This window comes from Geodermatophilus marinus (assembly GCF_003428645.1).
Taxonomy (GTDB): Bacteria; Actinomycetota; Actinomycetes; order Mycobacteriales; family Geodermatophilaceae; genus Geodermatophilus.
The window spans coordinates 285,183-307,745 of sequence record NZ_QVQH01000001.1 but is presented as its reverse complement, the minus strand read 5'-3'; the positions used below and the strand labels follow the sequence as shown (position 1 = coordinate 307,745).

The window sequence follows — 22,563 nt, the reverse complement described above, 5'->3', positions numbered from 1 at the left end:
CCTTGCTGCCCGTCACCCTTCCGAGGCAAGCACCGAGAATCACGATCGGGTGACGAATCGTGATTCTGTGACCTTCGGTCACAACAGATAGGCGCTGCGTCACCTGGGTGGGTGATCGGGGGCCGTCGTGCGCCACGAACCCCTCGATCACGTCCTCAGGGTCTCCCCCCGACCGAGCCGCCGTCGCCCGATCGGGTTCACGAGCAGGCTCGGGGTGCTCCGCGGCTCGTGGACGGGCCGGCCACCACCTACCCTCCCCGCCGTGCGCAACGACGAGGCCGAGCGCGGGTCGGCGCTGCCGCTCGTGCTCGTGTGCTGGCTGGTCGCCGCGCTGATGGCGTTCGGGGCGATCGCCGCCTCCGACGCCTTCCTGGAACAGCTGGCGCTGCAGTCCGACTGCGACGGCGCGGCGCTGGCCGCGGCCAACGCGACCGACGAGGCGGTGGTCTACGCCTCGGGCGTGGGGACGGCGCTCCCGCTGACCGCCGCGAGCACCCGGGCGGCGGTGGCCGACCAGCTCGCCGACGCCGGCGTCGTCCTGGACTCCTGGTCCACCGAGACCGACGGGGCCGAGGTCACCGTGCGCTGCACGCGGTCGGTGGAGATCGCCTTCGGCTGGCTCTTCCTCGGCGACCGGCCGCTCGAGCGCACCGCCGTGGCCGGCGCTCGCGCGCCGGCGGCCTGAGGGCCGAGGGGGGACGGCGGAACGCCGACGGCCCCCGACCGGGGGTCGGGGGCCGTCGGGTACCGGGTGTGGCGGGTGAAGGATTCGAACCTTCGTAGGCTAAGCCGACGGATTTACAGTCCGCTCCCATTGGCCACTCGGGCAACCCGCCTCGGTTGGTACCGGGAGAGCGTACAAGACACCGGACCACGGCCCGCGCGAGGGACCTCGCGCCCGCGCCGCTCCGGACGACGAGCAGAGGAGACGCGACCGATGGCCGACTCGTCCTTCGACGTGGTGAGCAAGGTCGACCGCCAGGAGATCGACAACGCCCTCAACCAGGCCGCCAAGGAGCTGTCGCAGCGCTTCGACTTCCGCGGCACCAACGCCAGCATCGCCTGGGCCGGCGAGGAGGGCGTCACCCTGCAGGCCGACACCGAGGAGCGGGTCAGCGCCGCCCTCGACGTCTTCAAGGACAAGCTCGTCAAGCGCAAGATCTCGCTGAAGTCCCTGGACGCCGGCGACCCGCAGTCCTCGGGCAAGACCTACAAGATCAGCGCGCGGATCAAGCAGGGCATCGAGTCCGACACCGCGAAGAAGATCGCCAAGATCATCCGGGACGAGGGCCCGAAGGGCGTGCAGGCCCAGATCCAGGGTGACCAGCTCCGGGTCAGCGGCAAGAAGCGCGACGACCTGCAGGCGGTCCAGCAGCTGCTCCGCGGCAAGGACCTCGACGTCGCCCTGCAGTTCGACAACTACCGCTGACCGCTCGGCGGCCGCGCACCCTCGACCAGCAGGGACGGCACCCTGCGCTCGACGGCGTGAAGCCCTCGGCCTCCGGCGCCCGCCGGCTCCGCCTCGGGAGGTACCGGGCGTCGGCGCCGGGCACGACCACCCGGCGTGCCCGGGGTCGGTCAACCGATCCCGCGGGCCATCTGCTCCAGCCGGGCCACCCGCTCGGGCATCGGCGGGTGGGTGGAGAACAGCGAGGCCAGCCCCTGCCCGCGGAACGGGTTGGCGATCATCAGGTGGCTCTGGGTCACCAGCCGGTCCTCCTGCGGCAGCGGGCGGGCCGACGCCCCGGCCGCGATCTTGCGCAGCGCGCTCGCCAGGGCCAGCGGGTCCTGCGACAGCCGGGCGCCCGAGGCGTCGGCCTGGTACTCCCGGCTGCGGCTGACGGCCATCTGCACCAGCCCCGCGGCCAGCGGGCCGAGGAACACCAGCAGCAGGCTGCCGAGGGCGTTGCCGCCGCCGCGGTCCTCGGCCCGGCCGCCGAACAGCGAGGCGAACATCGCCAGGTGCGCCAGGTAGGTGATCACCGTGGCCATGGCGCCGGCGACCGAGCTGATGAGGATGTCGCGGTTGTAGACGTGCGACAGCTCGTGCGCGAGCACGCCGCGCAGCTCCCGCCGGTCGAGCAGCTCCAGGATGCCCTGGGTGACGCAGACCGCGGCGTTGCGCGGATTGCGGCCGGTGGCGAACGCGTTGGGCTGGTCGGTGGGGCTGACGTAGAGCCGCGGCATCGGCTGGCGGGCCTCGGTGGCCAGCTCCCGCACCATCGCGTAGAGCGCCGGGGCCTGCGTCTCGGTCACCGGGAAGGCCCGCATCGCCCGCAGCGCCAGCTTGTCGCTGTTGAAGTAGGCGTAGCCGTTGACCGCGAGGGCGATCACCAGGGCGATCAGCAGGCCGCTCCGCCCGCCGATCAGCGCGCCGGCGGCGAGGATGAACCCGCCCATGAGACCGAGGAGCACCGCGGTCTTCAGTCCGTTGTTCCAGCGCTGCACGACCCCTCCAACGGCGCTCCGGACGGCGCCGTTCCCCGTCCCCGGCCACGGCCGGGCTGCGACGTCCCTCACGGAATGCCGCCGCCCGCAGCCGGGGTTGCACCGGGTCAACGCCCGGAACAGGTGCCGGGCTGGAAGTGGTGCGGCTCACGGCTTTCCAGACCGGCCCCGCCACGTAATCTCGGCCGGTGGAGGTAGAGGACTGATGACTGCGACCAACGCGCCCCGCACCGACGGCGCGGCGGGCGGCCCGGCGCCCTTCGTCAAGAGCGTGGTGGAGCTGGACCGGGTGGTCATCCGGCTGGCCGGCGACTCCGGTGACGGCATGCAGCTGACCGGCAACCGGTTCACCAGCGAGACGGCGTCCTTCGGCAACGACCTCTCGACCCTGCCCAACTTCCCCGCCGAGATCCGGGCCCCGACGGGGACGCTGCCCGGTGTCAGCTCGTTCCAGCTGCACTTCGCCGACCACGACATCATGACCCCCGGCGACGCCCCGGACGTCCTGGTGGCGATGAACCCGGCCGCGCTCAAGGCCAACCTCGCCGACCTGCCCGGCGGTGGGCTGCTGATCGTCGACTCCGACGAGTTCACCCCGCGCAACCTGGCGAAGGTCGGCTACGCGACCAGCCCGCTCGAGGACGGCTCGCTGGACGGCTGGCAGACCGTCGCCGTCCCGCTGACCTCGATGACGCTCGAGGCGCTCGCCGACTCCGGCCTCGGCAAGAAGGAGGCCGAGCGGAGCAAGAACATGTTCACCCTGGGCCTGCTGAGCTGGATGTACCACCGGCCCACCGAGGGCACCGTGCGCTTCCTCGAGCGCCAGTTCCGCCGCAAGCCGGAGATCGCGGCGGCGAACATCGCGGCCTTCCGCGCGGGCTACAACTACGGCGAGACCACCGAGGCCTTCGCCGTCTCGTACGAGATCAAGCCCGCCCCCATGGCGCCGGGCCGGTACCGCAACATCTCCGGCAACCAGGCCCTGGCGCTGGGCCTCGTGGCGGCGGGGCAGCGCTCGGGCCTGCCGCTCTTCCTCGGCGCGTACCCGATCACCCCGGCGTCGGACATCCTGCACGAGCTGTCCCGGCACAAGGCCTTCGGCGTGCGGACCTTCCAGGCCGAGGACGAGATCGCCGGGATCTCCGCCGCCATCGGCGCCTCGTTCGGCGGGGCGCTCGGGGTCACCACCACCTCGGGGCCCGGGGTCTCGCTGAAGTCCGAGGCCATGGGCCTGGCCGTCATGACCGAGCTGCCCCTCCTCGTCGTCGACGTGCAGCGCGGCGGGCCCTCGACCGGCCTGCCGACCAAGACCGAGCAGTCGGACCTGCTGCAGGCGATGTTCGGCCGCAACGGCGAGGCGCCGCTGCCGGTCATCGCCCCCCGCTCCCCCGGCGACTGCTTCGACGCGGCGCTGGAGGCGGCACGGATCGCGCTGACCTACCGGACGCCGGTCGTCCTGCTCTCCGACGGGTACCTGGCCAACGGCGCGGAACCGTGGCAGATCCCCGACGTCGAGCAGCTGCCCGACCTGACCGTCGAGTTCGCCACCGAGCCCAACGGCGAGGACGGCGAGTTCCTGCCCTACCTGCGCGACCCGGAGACCCTGGCCCGCCCGTGGGCCGTCCCGGGCACCGCCGGCATGCAGCACCGCATCGGCGGCCTGGAGAAGGCCGACCGGACCGGCAACATCTCCTACGACCCGGCCAACCACGACCTGATGACCCGGCTGCGGCAGGCCAAGGTCGACGGGATCGCCGCGAGCATCCCGCCCACCGAGGTCGACGACCCCGACGGCGACGCCGAGGTCGCCGTCATCGGCTGGGGCTCGACCTACGGCCCGATCGGCGCCGCCTGCCGGCGGATCCGGCGCTCGGGCCGCAAGGTCGCCCAGGTCCACCTGCGGCACCTCAACCCGTTCCCCGCGGACCTCGGCGAGGTGCTGCGGCGCTACGACCGGGTCGTCTGCCCCGAGATGAACATGGGGCAGCTCGCGCTGCTGCTCCGCGCCCAGTACCTCGTCGACGTCCAGAGCCACACCCAGGTGCGCGGCCTGCCCTTCCGGGCGGCCGAGCTCGCCGCGGTCGTCCAGGACGTCATCGACGCCACCACCGGAGGCACCCAGTGACCACCTTCGACCTCGGCATGCCGGCTGCGTCGGTCCCCCCGCACGGCCCCGTCGCCGACGCCATCGCCCGCTCCGTCGAGAGCCAGGGCGAGAAGCAGACCCAGCTCAAGGCCAAGGACCTCAAGACCGACCAGGAGGTCCGCTGGTGCCCCGGCTGCGGTGACTACGTCATCCTCAACGCCGTCCAGAGCTTCCTGCCCTCGCTCGGCATCGCCCGCGAGGACATGGTCATCGTCTCGGGCATCGGCTGCTCGTCCCGCTTCCCGTACTACATGAACACCTACGGGATGCACTCGATCCACGGCCGCGCGCCGGCGATCGCGACCGGGCTGGCCGCCTCGCGCCCCGACCTGTCGGTGTGGGTGGTCACCGGGGACGGCGACGCGCTCTCCATCGGCGGCAACCACCTCATCCACACGCTGCGCCGCAACGTGAACCTGAAGATCCTGCTGTTCAACAACCGCATCTACGGGCTCACCAAGGGCCAGTACTCCCCCACCTCCGAGGTCGGGAAGGTCACCAAGTCCACCCCGATGGGCTCGCTGGACCACCCGTTCAACCCGGTCTCGCTGGCCCTCGGCGCCGACGCGACCTTCGTCGGCCGGGCGATGGACTCCGACCGCAAGGGCCTCACCGACGTGCTCCGGCAGGCCGCCGAGCACCAGGGCACCGCGCTGGTGGAGATCTACCAGAACTGCAACATCTTCAACGACGGCGCCTTCGACCTGCTCAAGGACCCGACCACCGGCGTCCAGTGGTCGATTCCCCTCGAGCACGGCAAGCCGCTGGTGTTCGGCCCCGAGGGCGCCTCGTGCGTGGTCCGCGACGACGCCGGGGGCCTGCGCATCGCCGAGACCAGCCAGGTCGAGGCGGAGGACATCGTGGTGCACGACACCACCCGCGCGGACCCCTCGTACGCCTTCGCGCTGTCGCGGCTGTCCAGCCAGGACCTCCGCTACACCTCCATGGGCGTGTTCCGCGCGGTGCAGAAGCCGACCTACGACCGCATGATGGCCGACCAGGTGGAGGAGGCCCGCACCCAGGGCGCGGGCGACCTCGAAACGCTGCTCAGCGGCAACGACACCTGGACCGTCGAGGGCTGACAGAGGACCCCTCTGCCCCCTCGAAGGACCCCGTCCCCCTCACCCCTCGCACGCTCGGGGTGAGTCTCCGGACGGGGCCGTCGGGGCTCGGCGCGGGGCCCCGCGGAGGGGCCGGTTCACGGCCGGGGGAGCTCGCGCAGCACCGCGGTGAGGACGTCGAGGGCCGCTCCGAGCGCCGCCCGGTCCGGCGCCGCGAAACCGAGCACCAGACCGGCCCGCGGCCCGGCGCCGGGACCGGCCGGCCGGTGCCGGGCGAGCCCGGCGAGGGCCACCCCCCGGGCCGCGGCCGCCGCGAGCACGGCCGCCTCGGCCTCAGGGCCGGGCAGCGGCACCAGCACGTGCGCCCCGGCGGCGTCCCCCTCCGCGCGGCAGCCGGCCGCGGCTACCGCGGCGACCACCTCCGCCCGCCGGCCGGCCAGCTCCCGGCGCAGCCGCCGCAGGTGCCGGGCGAGGTCGCCGGAGGTGGCGAACGCGGCGAACACCCGCTGCCCGGCGCGGGCCGGCCGGGTCCCGGTGGCCGTGCGCCGGGAGACCAGCTGCCGGCGCAGCGGCGCCGGGGCGACCAGCCAGCCGACGCCCAGGGTGGGGCTGAGGATCTTGCTCGTGGTGCCCAGGTGCACCACGACATCGGGGGCGAGCGCGCCGAGCAGCGGCAGGGGCGCCACGTCGTAGCGCAGCTCGCCGTCGTAGTCGTCCTCGAGCACCCACCAGCCCTCCGCCCGGGCGCGGGCGACCAGCGCCGCTCGGCGGGTCGCGGCCATGCGGCGTCCCAGCGGGTACTGGTGCGCCGGGGTGCAGTAGACGGCGGCCACCCCGCCGGGCACCGCGTCGACGACCAGCCCGTCGTCGTCCACCGGGACGGGCACCGGCTGCAGCCCGGCGTCGGCGAGCGCGGCGACCACCCGGCCGTAGCCGGGGTCCTCCACGGCCACCCGGCTGCCCGGGGGCAGGGTGCGGGCGACCTCGGCCACCGCCGCCGAGGTCCCGGCCGTGGCCAGCACGTCGTCCGGTCCGGCGGCCAGCCCGCGGTGGCGCAGCAGGTGCTCGGCGACCGCGGCCCGGAACGCGGGGTCACCGGTGGGCTCGGGTACCGCGTCCGGGGGCAGGTCCCCGGCGGCCCGCCAGGCCCGCCGCCAGGCGGCCCGGTCGAGCACCTCACGGCACGGCGACCCCGCGCGCAGGTCGGCCGGGGCCGGCCGGGGTGCGGGCACCGGCGCCCCGGCACGGACGGCGGCCGGCGCGGTCGCCAGCGAGCCCACCACGAAGGTCCCGACGCCGCGCCGCCCGGCGGCCCACCCCTCGGCGAGCAGCTGGTCGTAGGCGGCGGCGGTGACGGTGCGGCTGACCCGCAGCGCCGACGCGAGGGCCCGGGTGGACGGCAGCCGGTCGCCGGGGCGCAACACCGCGCCCGCGGCCGCCCGGCGCAGCGCGTCGGCGAGCTGCACCGACAGCGGCGTGCGGGAGGCCCGGTCGAGCACGACCGGCGGCACCTCGACCACGACGACCTCCCGGTGGCCTCCCGGGAATCCCCCGGATTGGCCGTTGGAGGATGCCACGCCCCGCGGCAGGGTGGGCGCGTGGACACCGCACCGCCCCTCTCGCCCACCGCCCGCAGCACCGTCCGCCGGGCCCCCCGGCGCGCCCGCACCGACCGGCGGGACCTGTACGCGGTGCTGGACGCGGGGCTGATCGGCCACCTGGCGGTGGTGCTCGGGGACGCCCCGGTGGTGCTGCCCACCGGCTACGGCCGCGACGGGGACACGCTCTACCTGCACGGCTCGACCAGGGCCGCCACGCTGCGAGCGGCCGCCGCCGGTGCGCCGGTGTGCTTCACCGTCACCCACCTGGACGGCGTCGTCTACGCCCGCTCGGCGTTCCACCACTCGGTCAACTACCGCTGCGCCGTGGTGCACGGCACGGCGCGGCTGCTGGCCGATCCGGACGAGCGGCGCCACGGGCTGGCGGTGCTCACCGAGCACCTGGCCCCCGGGTCGTGGTCGGCCACCCGCCGGCCCGACCGCAGGGAGCTGGCCGCCACCGCGGTCCTGGCGCTCGACCTCACCGAGGCCAGCGTCAAGGTGCGCACCGGCCCGCCGGGGGACGACGAGCGGGACCTGCCGGCCGCCGGCGACCCCGACCCGGTGTGGGCGGGCGTGCTGCCGGTGCGCACCGTGCTGGGTGCCCCCGAGCCCTGCCCGCTGCTGCCGCCGGGGACGCCGGTGCCCGGCCGCGTGCGGGACCGGGCTCCCGTCGGGGTGGTCAGCCCCCGGGCGTGACCCGGAGGACGACGTCCTCCCCGCCGCCGTTGTCGGTGGTGACGTACAGCGCCCCGTCCGCCCCCGTCTCCAGCGCGCGGATGCGGCCGTGGGTGCCGTCGAGCTCGGGCAGCCGGAAGCCCTCGACCAGCCGGCCGGCGTCGTCGAGCCGCAGCGCGTGCACGTGCTCCCCCCGCAGGGCGCCGATCACGAGCAGGCCGTCGTAGGTGCCCCACTCCTCCCCCGCGAGGAACGTGCCGCCGCTCGGTGCGACGGGCGGGGCGCCGGAGGCCCACACGGCGGGGACGGCGCCCTCGATCGCCGGGTCGGTCATCGGCACGCTCTCGTCGTAGCTCCCGCCCGGCCCGTCGGGGTCCCAGCCGTGGTTGCCGCCGGGCTGCAGCCGGTTGACCTCGTCGTCCCGGTCGGGACCGTGCTCCACCGAGTACACCTGACCGGTGCCGGGACGGACCGCCAGCCCCTGCACGTTGCGGTGCCCGTAGGTCCAGACCAGGTCGGCGGCACCGTCGCCCGAGCCCGCGAAGGGATTGTCCGGGAGGGCCTGCCCGGTGGCCGGGTCGGCCCGCAGCACCTTCCCCGCCAGCGTGCCGAGGTCCTGCGGGTAGGCGCCCACCGCGTTGTCCCCGGTGCCGACGAGCAGCGCGCCGTCCGGGGCGAACTGCACCCGGCAGCCGCCGTGCCGGCCGGTGCGCTCGTTGACCGGGATGCCGCCGATCAGCGGGTCGTCGACCCGGGTCGCCGAGCTCCAGTCCCCGGCCACCGTCCAGGCGATGACCTCGATCGACGGGCCGCCGCCCGGGCCGCCGTCGGTGACGCCCTGGCAGGTGTAGAAGCGCCGGTTCTCCTCGAAGGACGGGTCCAGGGCGAGCCCCATGAGGCCGGTCTCCCCGTCGACGAAGAGGTCGCCGAGGTCGGCCCGCACCGGCTGGACCGTGCCGTCGGGCAGGACCGCGGTGAGGCCGCCGGCGCGCTCGTCGACCAGCAGCGTGCCGTCGGGGGCCCGGACGACGTCCCACGGGTGGTCCAGCCCGTCGGCGAGCACCGTGACGTCGAGCGCGGGGGTCGTGGCGGGCGCGGTCCCGGGCGCGGTGGCGGACGTCGACGGGGCGGTGCCCGCCGGCGCCGACGTCCCCGCCGGTGGGGCTGCCTCCTCGCCCGAGGCCGCGCAGGCCGGGACGAGGAGGAGCGCGGCCAGGGCGAGGACGGGTCGGCGCATGCACCCCAGCATGCGCCGCCGGGTTCAACTGGTGCGGGTCACCACGTAGTCGCAGAGCGCCGAGAGGGCCTCGCGCACGGGCCCCTCGGGAACGGGGTCGAGCCGGGCCCGGGCCCGGTCGGCGTACTCCCGCAGCACCTCCGCGGCGCGCCGCAGCGACGCCGAGGAGCGCAGCAGGGCCAGCGCCTCGGCGTGCCGGTCGTCGTCGGTCAGCGGGCCGGTGACCAGCTCGCGCAGCCGCGCCTCGGCCGGGTCGTCCCCCGCGAGGGCGAACAGCACCGGCAGCGTGGCGACGCCCTCCCGGAGGTCCGTGCCGGGCCGCTTCCCCGACGCACCGTCCTGGCTGACGATGTCGAGCAGGTCGTCGGAGAGCTGGAACGCCACCCCGACCTCCTCCGCGAAGGCGGTGAGCGCCCGGACGAGCTCGCCGTCGACCCCGGCGAACGAGGCACCGAAGCGCGCCGAGGTGGCCACCAGGGAACCGGTCTTGTCGGCCAGCACGCCGAGGTGGTGGTCCACCGGGTCGGTCCCCGCGGGCGGTCCCACGGTCTCCCGGATCTGGCCGGTGACCAGCCGCTCGAAGGTGCGCGCCTGGATGCGCACCGCGTCCGGCCCGAGGTCGGCGAGCAGGTCGGAGGCCCGGGCGAACAGCAGGTCGCCGGTGAGGATGGCGACGCTGTTGCTCCAGCGGCTGTTCGCGCTCGGGGCCCCCCGGCGGACGGCGGCCTCGTCCATGACGTCGTCGTGGTACAGCGTGGCGAGGTGGGTGAGCTCGCACACCACCGCGGCCTCGGTCACGCCGGGGGCGAGGGGGTCGCCGAGCTCGGCGGCCAGCAGCGCCAGCAGCGGCCGGAACCGCTTGCCGCCGGCGGAGACCAGGTGCCCGGCGGCCTCCTGCACGAAGGGGTGCTCGCTGTCGACCGACGTCCGCAGGAGGGCCTCGACGCGCCCGAGCCCCTCGGCGAGGCGCGCGCCGAGCTCGCCGTCGGGCAGCCAGGGCCCGACGGTGGAGGCGGGGGTCGCGATCCGCTGCCAGGTGTCGCCCGGGGTGTCCCCGTCGACGGCGGCGCTGGCTCCGGTCATCAACCGACGAAGATAGCCGCCTGGTCGGCGAGGTCGAGCACCGCCCCGGGGACGATCCCCAGGACGAGGGTGGCGGTCGCGGTCACGGCCAGCACGATCGTCGTCGGCAGGCCCGGCACACCGACCGTCGGACCGTCGGGCGCCGGGTCGCTGAAGTACATGAGCACCATCACCCGCAGGTAGAAGAAGGCGGCCACGGCGCTGGCCAGCACGGCGACGACCACCAGCGGCCACGCCCCGGCGTCGATCGCCGCCCGGAAGACGGCGAACTTGCCGGTGAAGCCGCTGGTGAGCGGGATCCCGGCCAGCGCCAGCATGAACAGCGCCATCACCGCGGCGGTGAGCGGCGAGCGGCGCGCCAGGCCGGCCCACCGGGACAGGTGGGTGGCCTCGCCGTCGCCCTCGCGGACCAGGGTGAGGACGGCGAAGGCGCCCAGCGTGGTCAGGCCGTAGGCGAGCAGGTAGAACATCGTGGCCGCCAGGCCGGAGCCCCCGCCGTCCCCGCCGAGGCCGATGACGCCGGTGAGGAGGAACCCGGCGTGCGCGATGGACGAGTAGGCGAGCATGCGCTTGAGGTCGGTCTGGGTGAGCGCGAGCACCGCGCCCACCACCATCGAGACGATCGCGATGCCGTACACCAGCGGCCGCCAGGTCCACTCGCTGGTGCCGAAGGCGACGTAGAGCAGCCGCAGGATCGCGCCGAAGGCGGCCACCTTGGTGCAGGCGGCCATGAAGGCGGTGACCGGCGTGGGCGCGCCCTGGTAGACGTCGGGCGTCCACGCGTGGAACGGCGCGACGCTGGCCTTGAACATCAGCCCGACGACGAGCAGCCCGAGCCCGAGCACCAGCAGGGTGCCGGTGCCCTCGGCGGTGGACGCCGCCCGGATCTCGGAGAACCGGATGCTGCCGGTGGCGCCGTAGACGAGGGCGAGGCCGTAGAGGAAGAACGCCGAGGCGAACGCCCCGAGCAGGAAGTACTTGACCGCCGCCTCCTGGGAGAGCAGCCGCCGGCGGCGGGCCATCCCGCAGATGAGGTACAGCGGCAGGCTGAGCACCTCGAGGGCCACGAACATGACCAGGAGGTCGTTGGCCGAGACGAACAGCATCATCCCGCCGATGGCGAAGGTCGCCAGCGGGTAGACCTCGGTCTGGACCTGCTCGGAGGTGGCCAGCTCGCGGTCCCGCGCGGTGCCGGCCGGGACCGCCGCCGAGGCCACGAACGCCGAGCGCGCCGGGTCGAGCGAGCGCTCGGCGAACAGGAGCACGGCCAGGGCGCCGAGCCCGGCGATGGTGGCCTGGAGGAAGACCGCCGCACCGTCGACGGCCAGCGCGCCCTCGGCGGTCACCGTGCGCTCGCCGGCCAGCGCCAGGGTGGTGACCAGCCCGCCGAGGGTGCCCGCCAGCGCCACGCCGACCTGGACCGGGTGCCGGTTCTCCCGGGGGACGAACGACTCGACCAGCACGCCCACGCAGGCCGCGCCGAGCACGAACAGCAGCGGCGCCAGCGCCGCGAGCGAGAGCTCCGGGGTGTCGATCATCAGTCGGTCCCCCCGGGGCCGGTGGTGAGGCCGCTGCCGGCCGGCACGGCGGTGCCGGGGTCCACGCCGACGTCGACCATGGTGGCGGCGACCGCGGGCTCGATGAGGTCGAGCAGCGGCTGCGGATAGAAGCCGAGCACGAGCACCAGCGCGACCAGCGGGGCGGCGACGGCCATCTCCCGGCGGGAGAGGTCGCTGACCCGCAGCCGGGCGGGGCCGGCGGTCGCGGTGGTCGTCGCGGTGGTCGTCGTGGTGGTCCCGGTGGTGGTCGCGGTGGCACCGCCACCACCGGCGGGCACGGGTCCCGGCGCCGGCGCCCGCTCGAGCAGGACGCCGCGGGGCGGGCCGTGCATGGTCCGCTGGTACACGAGCAGCACGTAGAGGGCGGCCAGCACGATCCCGACGGTCGCCAGCACCGTGTACACCGGCACCTCGGGGAACGAGCCGATCAGCACGAGGAACTCGCCGACGAAGCTGCCGGTGCCGGGCAGCGCCAGCGAGGCCAGACCCGCCACCAGGAAGACGCCGGCGAGCAGGGGGGCCTGCGCGGCCACCCCGCCGTAGTCGCCGACCAACCGCGAGCCGCCGCGGGCGATGAGCATCCCGACGACGAGGAACAGCAGCCCGGTCGCGATGCCGTGGTTGACCATGTACACGACCGAGCCGGTGGCCGCCTCCGTGGTGAAGGCGAAGATCCCCAGGGCGATGAAGCCGAAGTGGGCGATCGACGTGTAGGAGACCAGCCGCTTCATGTCGGTCTGCCCCATCGCCAGCAGCGCGGCGTACAGGATGCCGATGACCGCCAGCACCAGGACCAGCGGCGCGAGGTCGCGGGAGGCGTCGGGGAACAGCGGCAGGCAGTAGCGCAGGAAGCCGAACGTCCCGACCTTGTCGAGGACGCCGACCAGCAGCACCGCGCCGCCGACCGGCGCCTCGGCACCGGAGTCGGGCAGCCAGGTGTGGAAGGGGACCAGCGGCGCCTTGATCGCGAAGGCGGTGAAGAAGCCGAGGAAGAGCAGCTTCTGCACCCCGGGGTCGATGTCGAGCTGGCGCAGCGCGTCGAAGGCGAAGGTGCCCTCGCCCAGCTGGCTGTTGCTCACCACGTACAGGCCGATGACCGCGGCGAGCATGACCAGCCCGCCGACCAGGCTGTACAGGAAGAACTTCACCGCCGCGTACTGCCGGCGCGGCCCGCCGAAGCTGCCGATCAGGAAGTACATCGGGACGAGCATCGCCTCGAAGAACACGTAGAACAGGAAGACGTCGGTCGCGGCGAAGACCCCGACCATCAGCGACTCGAGCAGCAGCAGCCAGGCCCAGAAGGCGGTCATCGACCGCGGCCCGGGCGCGGTCTCCCGCCAGGAGGCGAGCACGACGACCGGGACCAGGACGCCGATGAGCAGCAGCATGACCAGCGCGATGCCGTCGACGCCGAGGGCGAAGTCGACCCCGAAGTCGGGGATCCACGAGACCGACGTGGTCAGCTGGAACCGCGGCCCGCCGGTGTCGAAGGCCACCGTGGCGAGCACGGTCAGCACCAGCACGAGGAGGCTGACGCCGAGCGCGACCTGCCGGGCCAGGTGGTCGCGCCCCTTGGGCAGCGCCGCGACCGCCGCGGCCCCCACCGCGGGGACCGCGATCATGGCCAGCAGCCAGGGGAAGTCAGTCACGGGGCAGGACCTCTCCGTTCGTCGTCCGCCGGGTCATCCCGCCGTCACCGCCAGCAGTGCACCCGCCACCACCACCGCGCCGCCGAGGACGGTGAGCGCGTAGGAGCGCACGAAGCCGGTCTGCGCCCGGCCCAGCCGGGCCGACGAGCCGCCCAGCGTCGCGGCCAGCCCGTTCACCGCGCCGTCCACCCCGCGGTTGTCCACGAACACCAGGGCGCGGGTCAGCCACTGGCCGGGCCGCATGAACAGCGACTCGTTGACCGTGTCGGCGTAGAGCGCCCGCCGCGCGGCGCGCACCACCGGCGACACCCGGGCGGGGGCGGTGACCGGCACCTCGCGGCGGCCGACGAAGGCCCAGGCGGCGGCGACCCCGAGCACCATCACGAGGGTCACGAGCACGCTGACCACGATCGGGGCGACCACGTGCTCGACCTCCTCGGGCTCGCCGAACACCGGCGCGAACCACTCCTCCAGCGGGAACGCCACGACCAGCAGGAAGCCGGCGAACACCGACCCGAGCGCCAGCAGCACCATCGGCGCGGTCATGACCGACGGCGCCTCGTGCGGGTGCACGCCCTCCTCCCAGCGCGGCCGGCCGAAGAAGGTCATGAGCATCAGCCGGGTCATGTAGAAGGCGGTCAGCCCGGCCGCCAGGATCGCCACGCCGCCGAGCACGTAGCCCCAGCCGTCCCCGCGGTCGAAGGCGGCCTCGATGATCGCGTCCTTGGTGTAGAAGCCCGACAGGAAGGGAAAGCCGATCAGCGCCAGGTAGCCCAGGCCGAAGGTGACGAACGTGACCTTCATCCGCGGGGCCAGCCCGCCGAAGCGGCGCATGTCCACCGAGTCGTCCATCGCGTGCATGACCGACCCGGCGCCGAGGAACAGCCCGGCCTTGAAGAAGCCGTGGGTGAGCAGGTGCGCCAGGCCGGCGACGTACCCGGCGGGACCGAGCCCGACGGCCAGGAACATGTAGCCGATCTGGCTGACCGTCGAGTAGGCCAGCACCTTCTTGATGTCGTCCTGGGCGCAGCCGACGATCGCCCCGATCAGCAGGGTGATCGCCCCGACGGCGAGGACGACGGCCCGCGCGGTGGGCGTGAGGTCGTAGACGGGGGCGCTGCGGGCGATGAGGTACACCCCGGCGGTCACCATGGTCGCGGCGTGGATGAGCGCCGACACCGGGGTCGGGCCCTCCATGGCGTCCGGGAGCCAGGCCTGCAGCGGGAACTGGCCGGACTTGCCGCAGGCGCCCAGCAGCAGGAGCAGGCCGAGGGCGGTGATCGTGCCGCCGGCCAGCGTGCCGACCTGCCCGAACACGCCCTCGTAGGTGACCGTGCCGAGCTGGGCGAACATGATGAAGATCGCCAGGGCCAGGCCGACGTCACCGACCCGGTTCATGATGAAGGCCTTCTTCGCCGCGGTGGCCGCCGTGGGGCGCTCGTGCCAGAACGCGATGAGCAGGTAGGACGCCAGGCCGACGCCCTCCCAGCCGACGTAGAGGGCCACGTAGTTGTCGCCGAGGACGAGCAGCAGCATCGCGGCGACGAAGAGGTTGAGGTAGGCGAAGAACCGGCGGCGGCGCGGGTCGTGCGCCATGTAGCCGATCGAGTAGACGTGGATGAGCGAGCCCACGCCGGTGATCAGCAGGACGAAGACCGCCGAGAGCGGGTCGTAGAGCAGTCCGGCCTGGACGTCGAGGGAGCCGGTGGAGACGAAGGTGAACAGGTCGACGTCCACCCGGCGGCCGTCGAGCTGCAGCGTGCAGGCCAGCCCCAGGAGGAAGGCGGCGACGACGGTCGCCGTCCCCAGCAGGTGACCCCACCGGTCGGTGCGCCGGCCGCCGAGCAGCAGCACGGCGGCGCCGGCGAGGGGCAGGGCGATGAGCAGCCAGGAGGCGGCGAGCAGCCCCTCCGCGGGCACGATCTCCATCTACCGGGTCCCCGTCCTCTCAGTACTTGAGCAGGCTGGCGTCGTCGACCGACGCCGACCGGCGGGTCCGGTAGATCGACATGATGATCGCGAGGCCGACGACCACCTCGGACGCGGCGACGACCATGACGAACAGCGCCATGATCTGGCCGTCGATGGTGCCGGTGGACCGCGCGAAGGTCACCAGCGTCAGGTTCACCGCGTTGAGCATGAGCTCGACGCACATGAAGACGACGATCGCGTTGCGGCGCACGAGCACGCCGACCGCGCCGATGGTGAACAGGATCGCGGCGAGCACCAGGTAGTGCGTGAGACTCACCGGTGCTCACCGCCCTCGCGGCCGCCGGGCACGTCGCTGACCGTCGGGTCGAGGGCGCCCAGCGCGGCGTCGGGGCTGCCGAGCTGCTCGCGGCCGGTCGGCCGGGGCATCGGGGTGACCTCCTGCGGGTCGATGCCGGTCGCGAGGCTGTCCTCGGCGACCCGGCCGTCCGGCAGCAGCGCCGGGGCGGCCACGGAGTTCGCGCGGGCGAACACACCCGGGCCGGGCAGGGTCTGCGGCCGGTCGGTGAGGAAGCGGGCGCGCGAGAGCTCCTTCTGCGTGCGCCGGGTCCCGGCCTCCCGCTCCACGTGGGTGAGCACGAGCGCTCCGACCGCCGCGGTGATGAGCAGGGCACCGGTGACCTCGAAGGCCAGCAGGTAGCGGCTGTAGAGGACCGCGGCGATCGCGTCGATGTTGCCCGCGGCGGCGCCGCCCTCCCCGCCCTGGACGGCGGCCAGGCCCTCGACCGGCAGGTCCCGGGTGGCCCGCGCGGTGCCCGCGCCCACGAGGGCGGCGAAGCCGGCGCCGAACAGCAGGGCACCCACCCGCTGCCCGCGCAGGGTCTCCACGACCGAGTCGGAGGAGTCCCGGCCGACGAGCATGAGCACGAAGAGGAAGAGGATCATGATGGCGCCGGTGTAGACGATGATCTGGACCGCGCCCAGGAACGGCGCCTCCTGGACGACGTAGAAGACGCCCAGCGCCAGCATCGTGTTGACCAGCCACAGCGCCGAGTGCACGGCGTTGCGGGAGAGCACCATGCCGAGGGCGCCGGCGAGGGCGATCGGCCCCAGGATCCAGAAGACGACGGCCTCGCCGGTGCCGATGACCACCTCGTTCACGAACCCTCCCGGACGGCCGGCAGGTCCTGGGGCATCCGCACGTAGTAGTCCTTCTCGTCGTCGCCGAGCCGCATCGGGTGCGGCGGCGCCTCCATGCCGGGGAGCAGCGGGGCCATCAGCTGCTCCTTGGTGTAGATGAGGTCGGCGCGGTTGTCGTCGGCGAGCTCGAAGTCGTTGCTCATCGTCAGCGAGCGGGTCGGGCAGGCCTCGATGCACAGGCCGCAGAAGATGCACCGCAGGTAGTTGATCTGGTAGATGCGGCCGTAGCGCTCACCGGGCGAGTAGCGCGCGTCCTCGGTGTTGTCGCCGCCCTCGACGTAGATCGCGTCGGCCGGGCAGGCCCACGCGCACAGCTCGCAGCCGACGCACTTCTCCAGTCCGTCCGGGTGCCGGTTGAGCACGTGCCGCCCGTGGTAGCGCGGCTTGGTGACCTTGGGGACCTCGGGGTACTCCTCGGTGGTCACCTTGCGGAAGATCTGGCCGAAGGTGACGCCGAAGCCCTGACCCGGCCCGGGCAGCCAGCTGGACCGCCGGACCGGGCCCGCGTCGCGGTCGCGGCGGGCCACCTCGCGCCCGGCCTGCGCCACCGTGTCGTGGCCGGGGTCGTGCGGGTGCGGGGACCGGCGGTCCACGTCGCCGCGCTCAGCCATCGCCGTCCTCCTCGATCGTGGTGGTGCTGCGCCGGCCGGTGCCCACGACCGTGCCGGCGGCGACGGACTCCGAGCGCCGCAGCCGCGGCGACGGCGGCACCGCCAGGTCCATCGGCGGGACGGGGAAGCCGCCCTCGGCGCGGCTCGGCCCGGTCCGCTGGGCCGGCCGCCGCCGCGGCCCGGCCGGCGGCAGGACCTCCGGCTCGGCGTCGGTCGGGTGGGTGGAACCGGCCGCGGCCTTGACCGCGGCCACGCGGGTGTCCCGGTTGGTGGCCCGGCTCGCCACCAGCAGGACGGCGAGGACGAGCAGCGCGGCCGGGACGCCGACGAACAGCGCCACCTGGCCGGCCGAGAGGTCGGCCTCGCGGGAGACGGTGCGCATCGTCGCGACGATGAGGATCCACACCAGCGCGACGGGGACGAGCACCTTCCAGCCGAAGCGCATGAACTGGTCGTAGCGCAGCCGGGGCAGCGTCCCGCGCAGCCAGATGAAGACGAAGAGCGCGGCGACGACCTTGAGGAAGAACCACAGCAGCGGCCACCAGCCGCTGTTGGCGCCGTCCCAGATCGAGATCGGCCACGGGGCCCGCCAGCCGCCCAGGAACAGGGTCGCGGCCAGGGCGGAGACGGTGACCATGTTGATGTACTCGGCGAGGAAGAACAGCGCGAACTTCAGCGACGTGTACTCGGTGTGGAACCCGCCGACCAGCTCGCTCTCGGCCTCGGGCAGGTCGAACGGCGCCCGGTTGGTCTCGCCGACCACCGCGATCGCGTAGATGACGAAGCTGACCGGCAGCAGCACCCCGTACCAGCTGGGCCCGGTGAACTCCAGGCCGAAGAAGGAGACCTCGTTGCCGTCGGCCTGGGCGGCGACGATGCCCGAGGTGGACATCGTGCCGGCGTAGAGGAACACCGCGACGATGGACAGCCCCATCGCGATCTCGTAGCTGACCATCTGCGCGGCGCTGCGCAGCGAGCCCAGCAGCGGGTACGTCGACCCCGAGGCCCAGCCGCCGAGCACGATGCCGTAGATGCCCATCGCCGAGCAGGCCAGCACGATGAGCACCCCGATCGGGGCGTCGGTGAGCTGCAGCGGCGTCCGCTCGCCGAAGATGCTGACCACCGGGCCGAGCGGGATGACCGAGAAGGCCACGAAGGCCGGGACGGTGGCCAGGACCGGGGCCAGGAAGTACACCGGCCGGTCGGCCATCGCCGGCATGATGTCTTCCTTGAACGCCAGCTTCAGGCCGTCGGCGAGGCTCTGCAGGTAGCCGCGGGGCCCGACGCGGTTGGGGCCGATCCGCTGCTGCATCCGCGCGACGACCTTGCGCTCGAACACGATGGCGAACAGCGTCAGCAGCACCAGGACGCCGAACACGCCGACGATCTTGATGAGCACGATCCACCAGACGTCGCCGCCGAAGTCGGCGAGCGTGGGCTGGTCCTCGGCCGCCAGCAGGCTCACGCCGCACCCCCCGCCACGACGCGGACCACGCCACCGGGCCCGGTGCCCAGGGCGCTCCTGACCTCGCTGCCGGGCGAGCGCATCGGCAGCCACACGACCCGGTCGGGCATCGGGACCACCTGCACCGGCAGGGTGATCTCGCCGGCGCCCCCGCGGACGGTGACCCGGTCACCGTCGACCACGCCGAGCCGCTGGGCGGTGTCCCCGCCGATGCGCGCCACCGGCGGGCGGGCGGTCCCGGCGAGCTCGGGCTCGTCGCGCTGGAGGGTCCCGACGTCGAGCAGCTGGCGCCAGGAGGCCAGCACCGCCTCGTCGCCGGTGAGCTCGACGTCCCCGGGGGCGGGCACGTCGAGACCGGTCGCCGCGGGCGGGTCGTCGACCGCGCCGAGGGCGGCCAGCTCGGCCCGCGCTGCCTGCGGGGTGGGCAGCCCCAGGTCGACGTCCAGCTCGTCGGCGATGCCCTGCAGCACGCGGCTGTCGGGGAGCTGGCCGGTGCCGTGCAGCGTGGCGTCGAACGACCGCAGCCGGCCCTCCCAGTCGAGGTAGCCACCGGCCTTCTCCGGTGCCGCGGCGACCGGGAGGACGACGTCGGCGTGCGCGGTGACCGCGCTCGGCAGCATCTCCAGGCTGACCACGAACCCGGCCGCGGCCAGGGCGGCCTCCGCCAGCAGCGGGTCGGGCAGGTCGGCCGGGTCGACGCCGCCGACGAGCAGGCCCCCGAGGGTGCCCTCGCGGACGGCGGCGAGGATGCCGGTGGTGTCCCGGCCGGGCGTGGCCGGCAGGTCCGCCAGGCCCCACGCGGCGGCGACCCGCGCGCGGGCACCGGCGTCGGTGACCGGCCGCCCGCCGGGCAGCAGGGCCGGCAGCGCGCCGGCCTCGACCGCACCCCGCTCGCCGGCGCGCCGGGGCACCCAGGCCACCCGGGCACCCGTGACGCGGGCCAGCTCGGCGACCGCGGAGAGGGCACCGGGCAGCTCGGCCAGCCGCTCCCCGGCGAGCACGACCGCGCCGGGACGGCGCATCGCCTCGACCGCCGGCCCGCCCCAGCTGCCGTCGGCCAGCGCGCGCAGCGACCTGGCCTCGGTGCCCGGCAGCGTGGTGAGCACCGTGGCCTCCAGCTTCTCGGCCGCACGGGTGACGAACGGCGCCAGGTCGAAGACCGGGAGCCGGTTCTTGCGCACGGCCCGGCGCAGCCGGAGGAAGACGATCGGCGACTCCTCCTCCGGCTCGAAGCCGGCCAGCAGCACCGCCGGCGCGTCCGCCAGGTCGGCGTAGGTGACCCCACCGCGCCACGGGCCGGTGCCGGCCACGTGGGCGGCCAGGAACGCCAGCTCCTCGTCGGAGTGCGCCCGGGCCCGGGCGTCGACGTCGTGGGTGCCCAGTGCCACCCGGGCGAACTTCGCGTAGGCGTAGGCGTCCTCGACGGTGAGCCGCCCCCCGGGCAGCACGCCGACGCCACCGGCCGCGCGGGCCGCGCGGAGCCCCTCGGCGGCCACCGCCCAGGCCTCCGGCCACGACGCCGGCTCGAGCACCCCGTCGCGGCGGACCAGCGGGGTGGTCAGCCGCTCGTTGGCCGTCGCGTACCGGAACGCGAAGCGGCCCTTGTCGCAGTTCCACTCCTCGTTGACCTCGGGGTCCTCCCCGGCCAGCCGGCGCAGCACGCGGCCGCGGCGGTAGTCGGTCCGCTGCGCGCAGCCCGAGGCGCAGTGCTCGCAGACGCTGTCCTCGCTGCGCAGGTCGAACGGCCGCGAGCGGAACCGGTACTGGGCGCTGGTGAGCGCGCCGACCGGGCAGATCTGCGTGGTGTTGCCGGAGAAGTAGGACTCGAACGGCTCGTCCTCGTAGATGGCGACCTGCTCCAGCGCGCCGCGCTCGAACAGCTCGATGAACGGGTCGCCGGCGACCTGCTGGGAGAACCGGGTGCAGCGGGCGCAGAGCACGCAGCGCTCCCGGTCGAGCAGGATCTCGCTGCTGATCGGCAGCGGCTTCGGGTAGGTCCGCTTGACGTCGACGAACCGGGTCTCGGCCCGCCCGTTGCTCATCGCCTGGTTCTGCAGCGGGCACTCCCCGCCCTTGTCGCAGACCGGGCAGTCCAGCGGGTGGTTGATCAGCAGCAGCTCCATCGTGCCCTGCTGCGCCTTGTCGGCGACGACGCTGGTGAGCTGGGTGCGCACCGCCATGCCGTCGGTGACCGGCATGGTGCAGGAGGCCACCGGCTTGCGCTGCCCCTCCACCTCGACGAGGCACTGCCGGCAGGCGCCGACCGGGTCGAGCAGCGGGTGGTCGCAGAACCGCGGGATCTGGATGCCGACCATCTCGGCGGCCCGGATGATCAGCGTGCCCTTGGGGACGGCGACGTCGAAGCCGTCGATGGTGCAGTGCACGGCGTCCGGCGGGGTGTGCGGGCCCGGCGCACCCGGCGGCAGGGCCGGCGCGGGCTGCGGTGCAGCGGGCGTGACGGTCATGTGTCCTCCTCGCCGGCGCTGGTCCCGGCGACCTGGGGTGCGGTGCTCCTGCGCGACCTGGCCAGCTCGGTCACGAGACCCGTGCGCGACCTCGCGAGCTCGGTCACGAGGCGACCCCGGCGGGCTCGAGCCGCAGGGAGCGGCCCAGCCGCGCCTGCTCCTCGGGCGGCAGCAGCGCGACGTAGTCGTCGCGGAAGTACGCGAGCGAGCTGGTGATGCAGCTGGTCGCGCCGTCACCCAGGGCGCAGAAGGACCGGCCGAGGATGTTGTCGCAGGTGTCGGTCAGCACGTCGAGGTCGGCGGCGGTGCCGCGGCCGTGCGCGATCCGCTCGAGGACCTGCACCAGCCAGTAGGTGCCCTCCCGGCACGGGGTGCACTTGCCGCAGCTCTCGTGCGCGTAGAACTCGGTGAACCGCAGCGTCGCCTCGACGATCGAGTCGGTCTCGTCGAAGACCATGAGCGCGGTGGTGCCGAGCATCGAGCCGGCGGCCGCGACCGAGTCGAAGTCCAGCGGCACGTCGAGGTGCTCGGCGGTGAAGTACGGGGTGGAGGACCCGCCCGGGGTCCAGAACTTCAGCTGGTGCCCGGGGCGGATCCCGCCGGCCATCTCCAGCAGCTCGCGCATCGTCGTCCCCATGGGGGCCTCGTACTGGCCGGGGCGGACGACGCGGCCCGAGATCGAGTAGATCTTCGGCCCGGGCGACTTCTCGGGGCCGAACTCCTTGAACCAGTCCGCCCCGCCGCGGACGACGAACGGCACGCTGGCCAGGGTCTCCACGTTGTTGATCACCGTCGGGGCGCCGTAGAGGCCGGCGACGGCGGGGAACGGCGGCTTGAGGCGCGGCTGGCCGCGGTAGCCCTCGAGCGAGTCGAGCAGCGCCGTCTCCTCGCCGCAGATGTAGGCACCGGCACCGGCGTGCACCACGAGCTCCAGGTCGTAGCCCGAACCCAGGATGTCGGTGCCGAGGTAGCCGGCCGCGTAGGCCTCCTCGACGGCCGAGACCAGCCGGCGGTGGGCGTGCACGGCCTCGCCGCGGACGTAGATGACGGCGAACCGCGACCGGATGGCGTACGCCGAGATGATCACGCCCTCCACGAGGGAGTGGGGGTCGGTCATCATGAGCGGGAGGTCCTTGCAGGTGCCCGGCTCCCCCTCGTCGGCGTTGACCACGAGGTACTTGGGCATCGCGGCCGGCCCGGTGGGGGTCTCCCCCGGCTTGGGCTGCGGGATGAAGCTCCACTTCATCCCGGTGGGGAACCCGGCGCCGCCGCGGCCGCGCAGGCCGGAGTCCTTGACGAGGGCCACCAGCTCGTCGGGGTCCGTCCGCAGCGCCGTGCGCAGGGCGCTGTAGCCGTCGAGCCGCTCGTAGGTGGCCAGCCGCCAGGACTGCTCGGCGCCCCACCGCGAGGTCAGCACGGGGGTGAGAGGCACGG

General features: G+C 74.2%; 18 protein-coding genes and 1 tRNA gene. 5 read left to right on the top strand and 14 right to left on the bottom strand.

The features are described from left to right. Positions 1-262: 262 nt before the first annotated feature. Positions 263-685 (top strand): pilus assembly protein TadG-related protein, encoded by a 423-nt coding sequence (locus tag D0Z06_RS01505; protein WP_117375601.1) that lies wholly within the window; start codon positions 263-265, stop codon positions 683-685. Between the two features lie 69 nt (positions 686-754). On the opposite strand, the gene D0Z06_RS01500 is transcribed toward D0Z06_RS01505, so the two are convergent. Beyond that, positions 755-836, bottom strand: a tRNA-Tyr gene (locus tag D0Z06_RS01500). Positions 837-937: 101 nt separating this feature from the next. Here D0Z06_RS01500 and D0Z06_RS01495 point away from each other — a divergent pair. Next, the gene (locus D0Z06_RS01495; RefSeq protein ID WP_117375600.1) at positions 938-1,429 is read left to right on the top strand and encodes a YajQ family cyclic di-GMP-binding protein; all 492 of its coding nucleotides are present in this window, start codon (positions 938-940) and stop codon (positions 1,427-1,429) included. A 149-nt stretch (positions 1,430-1,578) separates the two neighbouring features. Here the strand turns inward: D0Z06_RS01495 and htpX are convergent, their stop codons facing one another. Then, positions 1,579-2,448, bottom strand: coding sequence for a zinc metalloprotease HtpX (htpX, locus tag D0Z06_RS01490; protein ID WP_117375599.1), 870 nt, complete (start codon positions 2,446-2,448; stop codon positions 1,579-1,581). A 205-nt stretch (positions 2,449-2,653) separates the two neighbouring features. On the opposite strand from htpX, the gene D0Z06_RS01485 reads away from it, so the two are divergent. Then, the gene (locus D0Z06_RS01485) at positions 2,654-4,573 is read left to right on the top strand and encodes a 2-oxoacid:acceptor oxidoreductase subunit alpha (protein ID WP_199522055.1); all 1,920 of its coding nucleotides are present in this window, start codon (positions 2,654-2,656) and stop codon (positions 4,571-4,573) included. Beyond that, on the top strand, positions 4,570-5,676 hold the full coding sequence (locus D0Z06_RS01480; protein WP_117375598.1) for a 2-oxoacid:ferredoxin oxidoreductase subunit beta: 1,107 nt from the start codon (positions 4,570-4,572) through the stop codon (positions 5,674-5,676). The genes D0Z06_RS01485 and D0Z06_RS01480 overlap by 4 nt, the downstream gene beginning before the upstream one ends. Positions 5,677-5,792: 116 nt before the next feature. On the opposite strand, the gene pdxR is transcribed toward D0Z06_RS01480, so the two are convergent. Next, positions 5,793-7,175 carry a MocR-like pyridoxine biosynthesis transcription factor PdxR gene (gene pdxR / locus D0Z06_RS01475; RefSeq protein WP_117375597.1) on the bottom strand — a complete coding sequence of 461 codons (1,383 nt, stop codon included), beginning with the start codon at positions 7,173-7,175 and terminating at the stop codon, positions 5,793-5,795. A gap of 78 nt (positions 7,176-7,253) precedes the next feature. On the opposite strand from pdxR, the gene D0Z06_RS01470 reads away from it, so the two are divergent. Beyond that, a complete protein-coding gene (locus D0Z06_RS01470; protein WP_117375596.1) occupies positions 7,254-7,952 on the top strand; it encodes a pyridoxamine 5'-phosphate oxidase family protein in 699 nt (232 codons plus the stop codon). Here the strand turns inward: D0Z06_RS01470 and D0Z06_RS01465 are convergent. The 11 genes from D0Z06_RS01465 to nuoF all read right to left on the bottom strand — a co-directional run bounded on the left by D0Z06_RS01465 (position 7,936) and on the right by nuoF (position 22,561). Beyond that, positions 7,936-9,168 carry a PQQ-dependent sugar dehydrogenase gene (locus D0Z06_RS01465; RefSeq protein WP_117375774.1) on the bottom strand — a complete coding sequence of 411 codons (1,233 nt, stop codon included), beginning with the start codon at positions 9,166-9,168 and terminating at the stop codon, positions 7,936-7,938. The genes D0Z06_RS01470 and D0Z06_RS01465 overlap by 17 nt on opposite strands. Before the next feature lie 24 nt (positions 9,169-9,192). Continuing rightward, positions 9,193-10,251, bottom strand: a complete 1,059-nt coding sequence (locus D0Z06_RS01460) for a polyprenyl synthetase family protein (RefSeq protein WP_117375595.1) — start codon at positions 10,249-10,251, stop codon at positions 9,193-9,195. Then, positions 10,251-11,789 carry an NADH-quinone oxidoreductase subunit NuoN gene (gene nuoN / locus D0Z06_RS01455; protein WP_117375594.1) on the bottom strand — a complete coding sequence of 513 codons (1,539 nt, stop codon included), beginning with the start codon at positions 11,787-11,789 and terminating at the stop codon, positions 10,251-10,253. The genes D0Z06_RS01460 and nuoN overlap by 1 nt, the downstream gene beginning before the upstream one ends. Beyond that, positions 11,789-13,459 (bottom strand): NADH-quinone oxidoreductase subunit M, encoded by a 1,671-nt coding sequence (locus tag D0Z06_RS01450; protein ID WP_117375593.1) that lies wholly within the window; start codon positions 13,457-13,459, stop codon positions 11,789-11,791. Before D0Z06_RS01450 ends, nuoN begins: the two co-directional genes overlap by 1 nt. A gap of 33 nt (positions 13,460-13,492) precedes the next feature. Further along, a complete protein-coding gene (gene nuoL, locus D0Z06_RS01445) occupies positions 13,493-15,388 on the bottom strand; it encodes an NADH-quinone oxidoreductase subunit L (RefSeq protein ID WP_199522054.1) in 1,896 nt (631 codons plus the stop codon). Between the two features lie 19 nt (positions 15,389-15,407). Next, entirely contained in the window at positions 15,408-15,707 is a 300-nt protein-coding gene (nuoK, locus tag D0Z06_RS01440; protein WP_117375592.1) for an NADH-quinone oxidoreductase subunit NuoK, read from the bottom strand. Next, complete coding sequence (locus tag D0Z06_RS01435; protein WP_117375591.1) at positions 15,704-16,549, bottom strand: NADH-quinone oxidoreductase subunit J; 846 nt, start codon at positions 16,547-16,549, stop codon at positions 15,704-15,706. The genes nuoK and D0Z06_RS01435 overlap by 4 nt, the downstream gene beginning before the upstream one ends. Beyond that, positions 16,546-17,199: an NADH-quinone oxidoreductase subunit NuoI gene (nuoI, locus tag D0Z06_RS01430; protein WP_233517377.1), complete on the bottom strand. Its 654-nt coding sequence runs from the start codon at positions 17,197-17,199 to the stop codon at positions 16,546-16,548. The genes D0Z06_RS01435 and nuoI overlap by 4 nt, the downstream gene beginning before the upstream one ends. Continuing rightward, complete coding sequence (nuoH, locus tag D0Z06_RS01425) at positions 17,192-18,664, bottom strand: NADH-quinone oxidoreductase subunit NuoH (protein WP_117375590.1); 1,473 nt, start codon at positions 18,662-18,664, stop codon at positions 17,192-17,194. The genes nuoI and nuoH overlap by 8 nt, the downstream gene beginning before the upstream one ends. Beyond that, positions 18,661-21,129, bottom strand: coding sequence for an NADH-quinone oxidoreductase subunit G (locus D0Z06_RS01420; RefSeq protein WP_117375589.1), 2,469 nt, complete (start codon positions 21,127-21,129; stop codon positions 18,661-18,663). The genes nuoH and D0Z06_RS01420 overlap by 4 nt, the downstream gene beginning before the upstream one ends. Positions 21,130-21,232: 103 nt before the next feature. Continuing rightward, positions 21,233-22,561 (bottom strand): NADH-quinone oxidoreductase subunit NuoF, encoded by a 1,329-nt coding sequence (gene nuoF, locus D0Z06_RS01415; protein ID WP_117375588.1) that lies wholly within the window; start codon positions 22,559-22,561, stop codon positions 21,233-21,235. Positions 22,562-22,563: the final 2 nt, after the last annotated feature.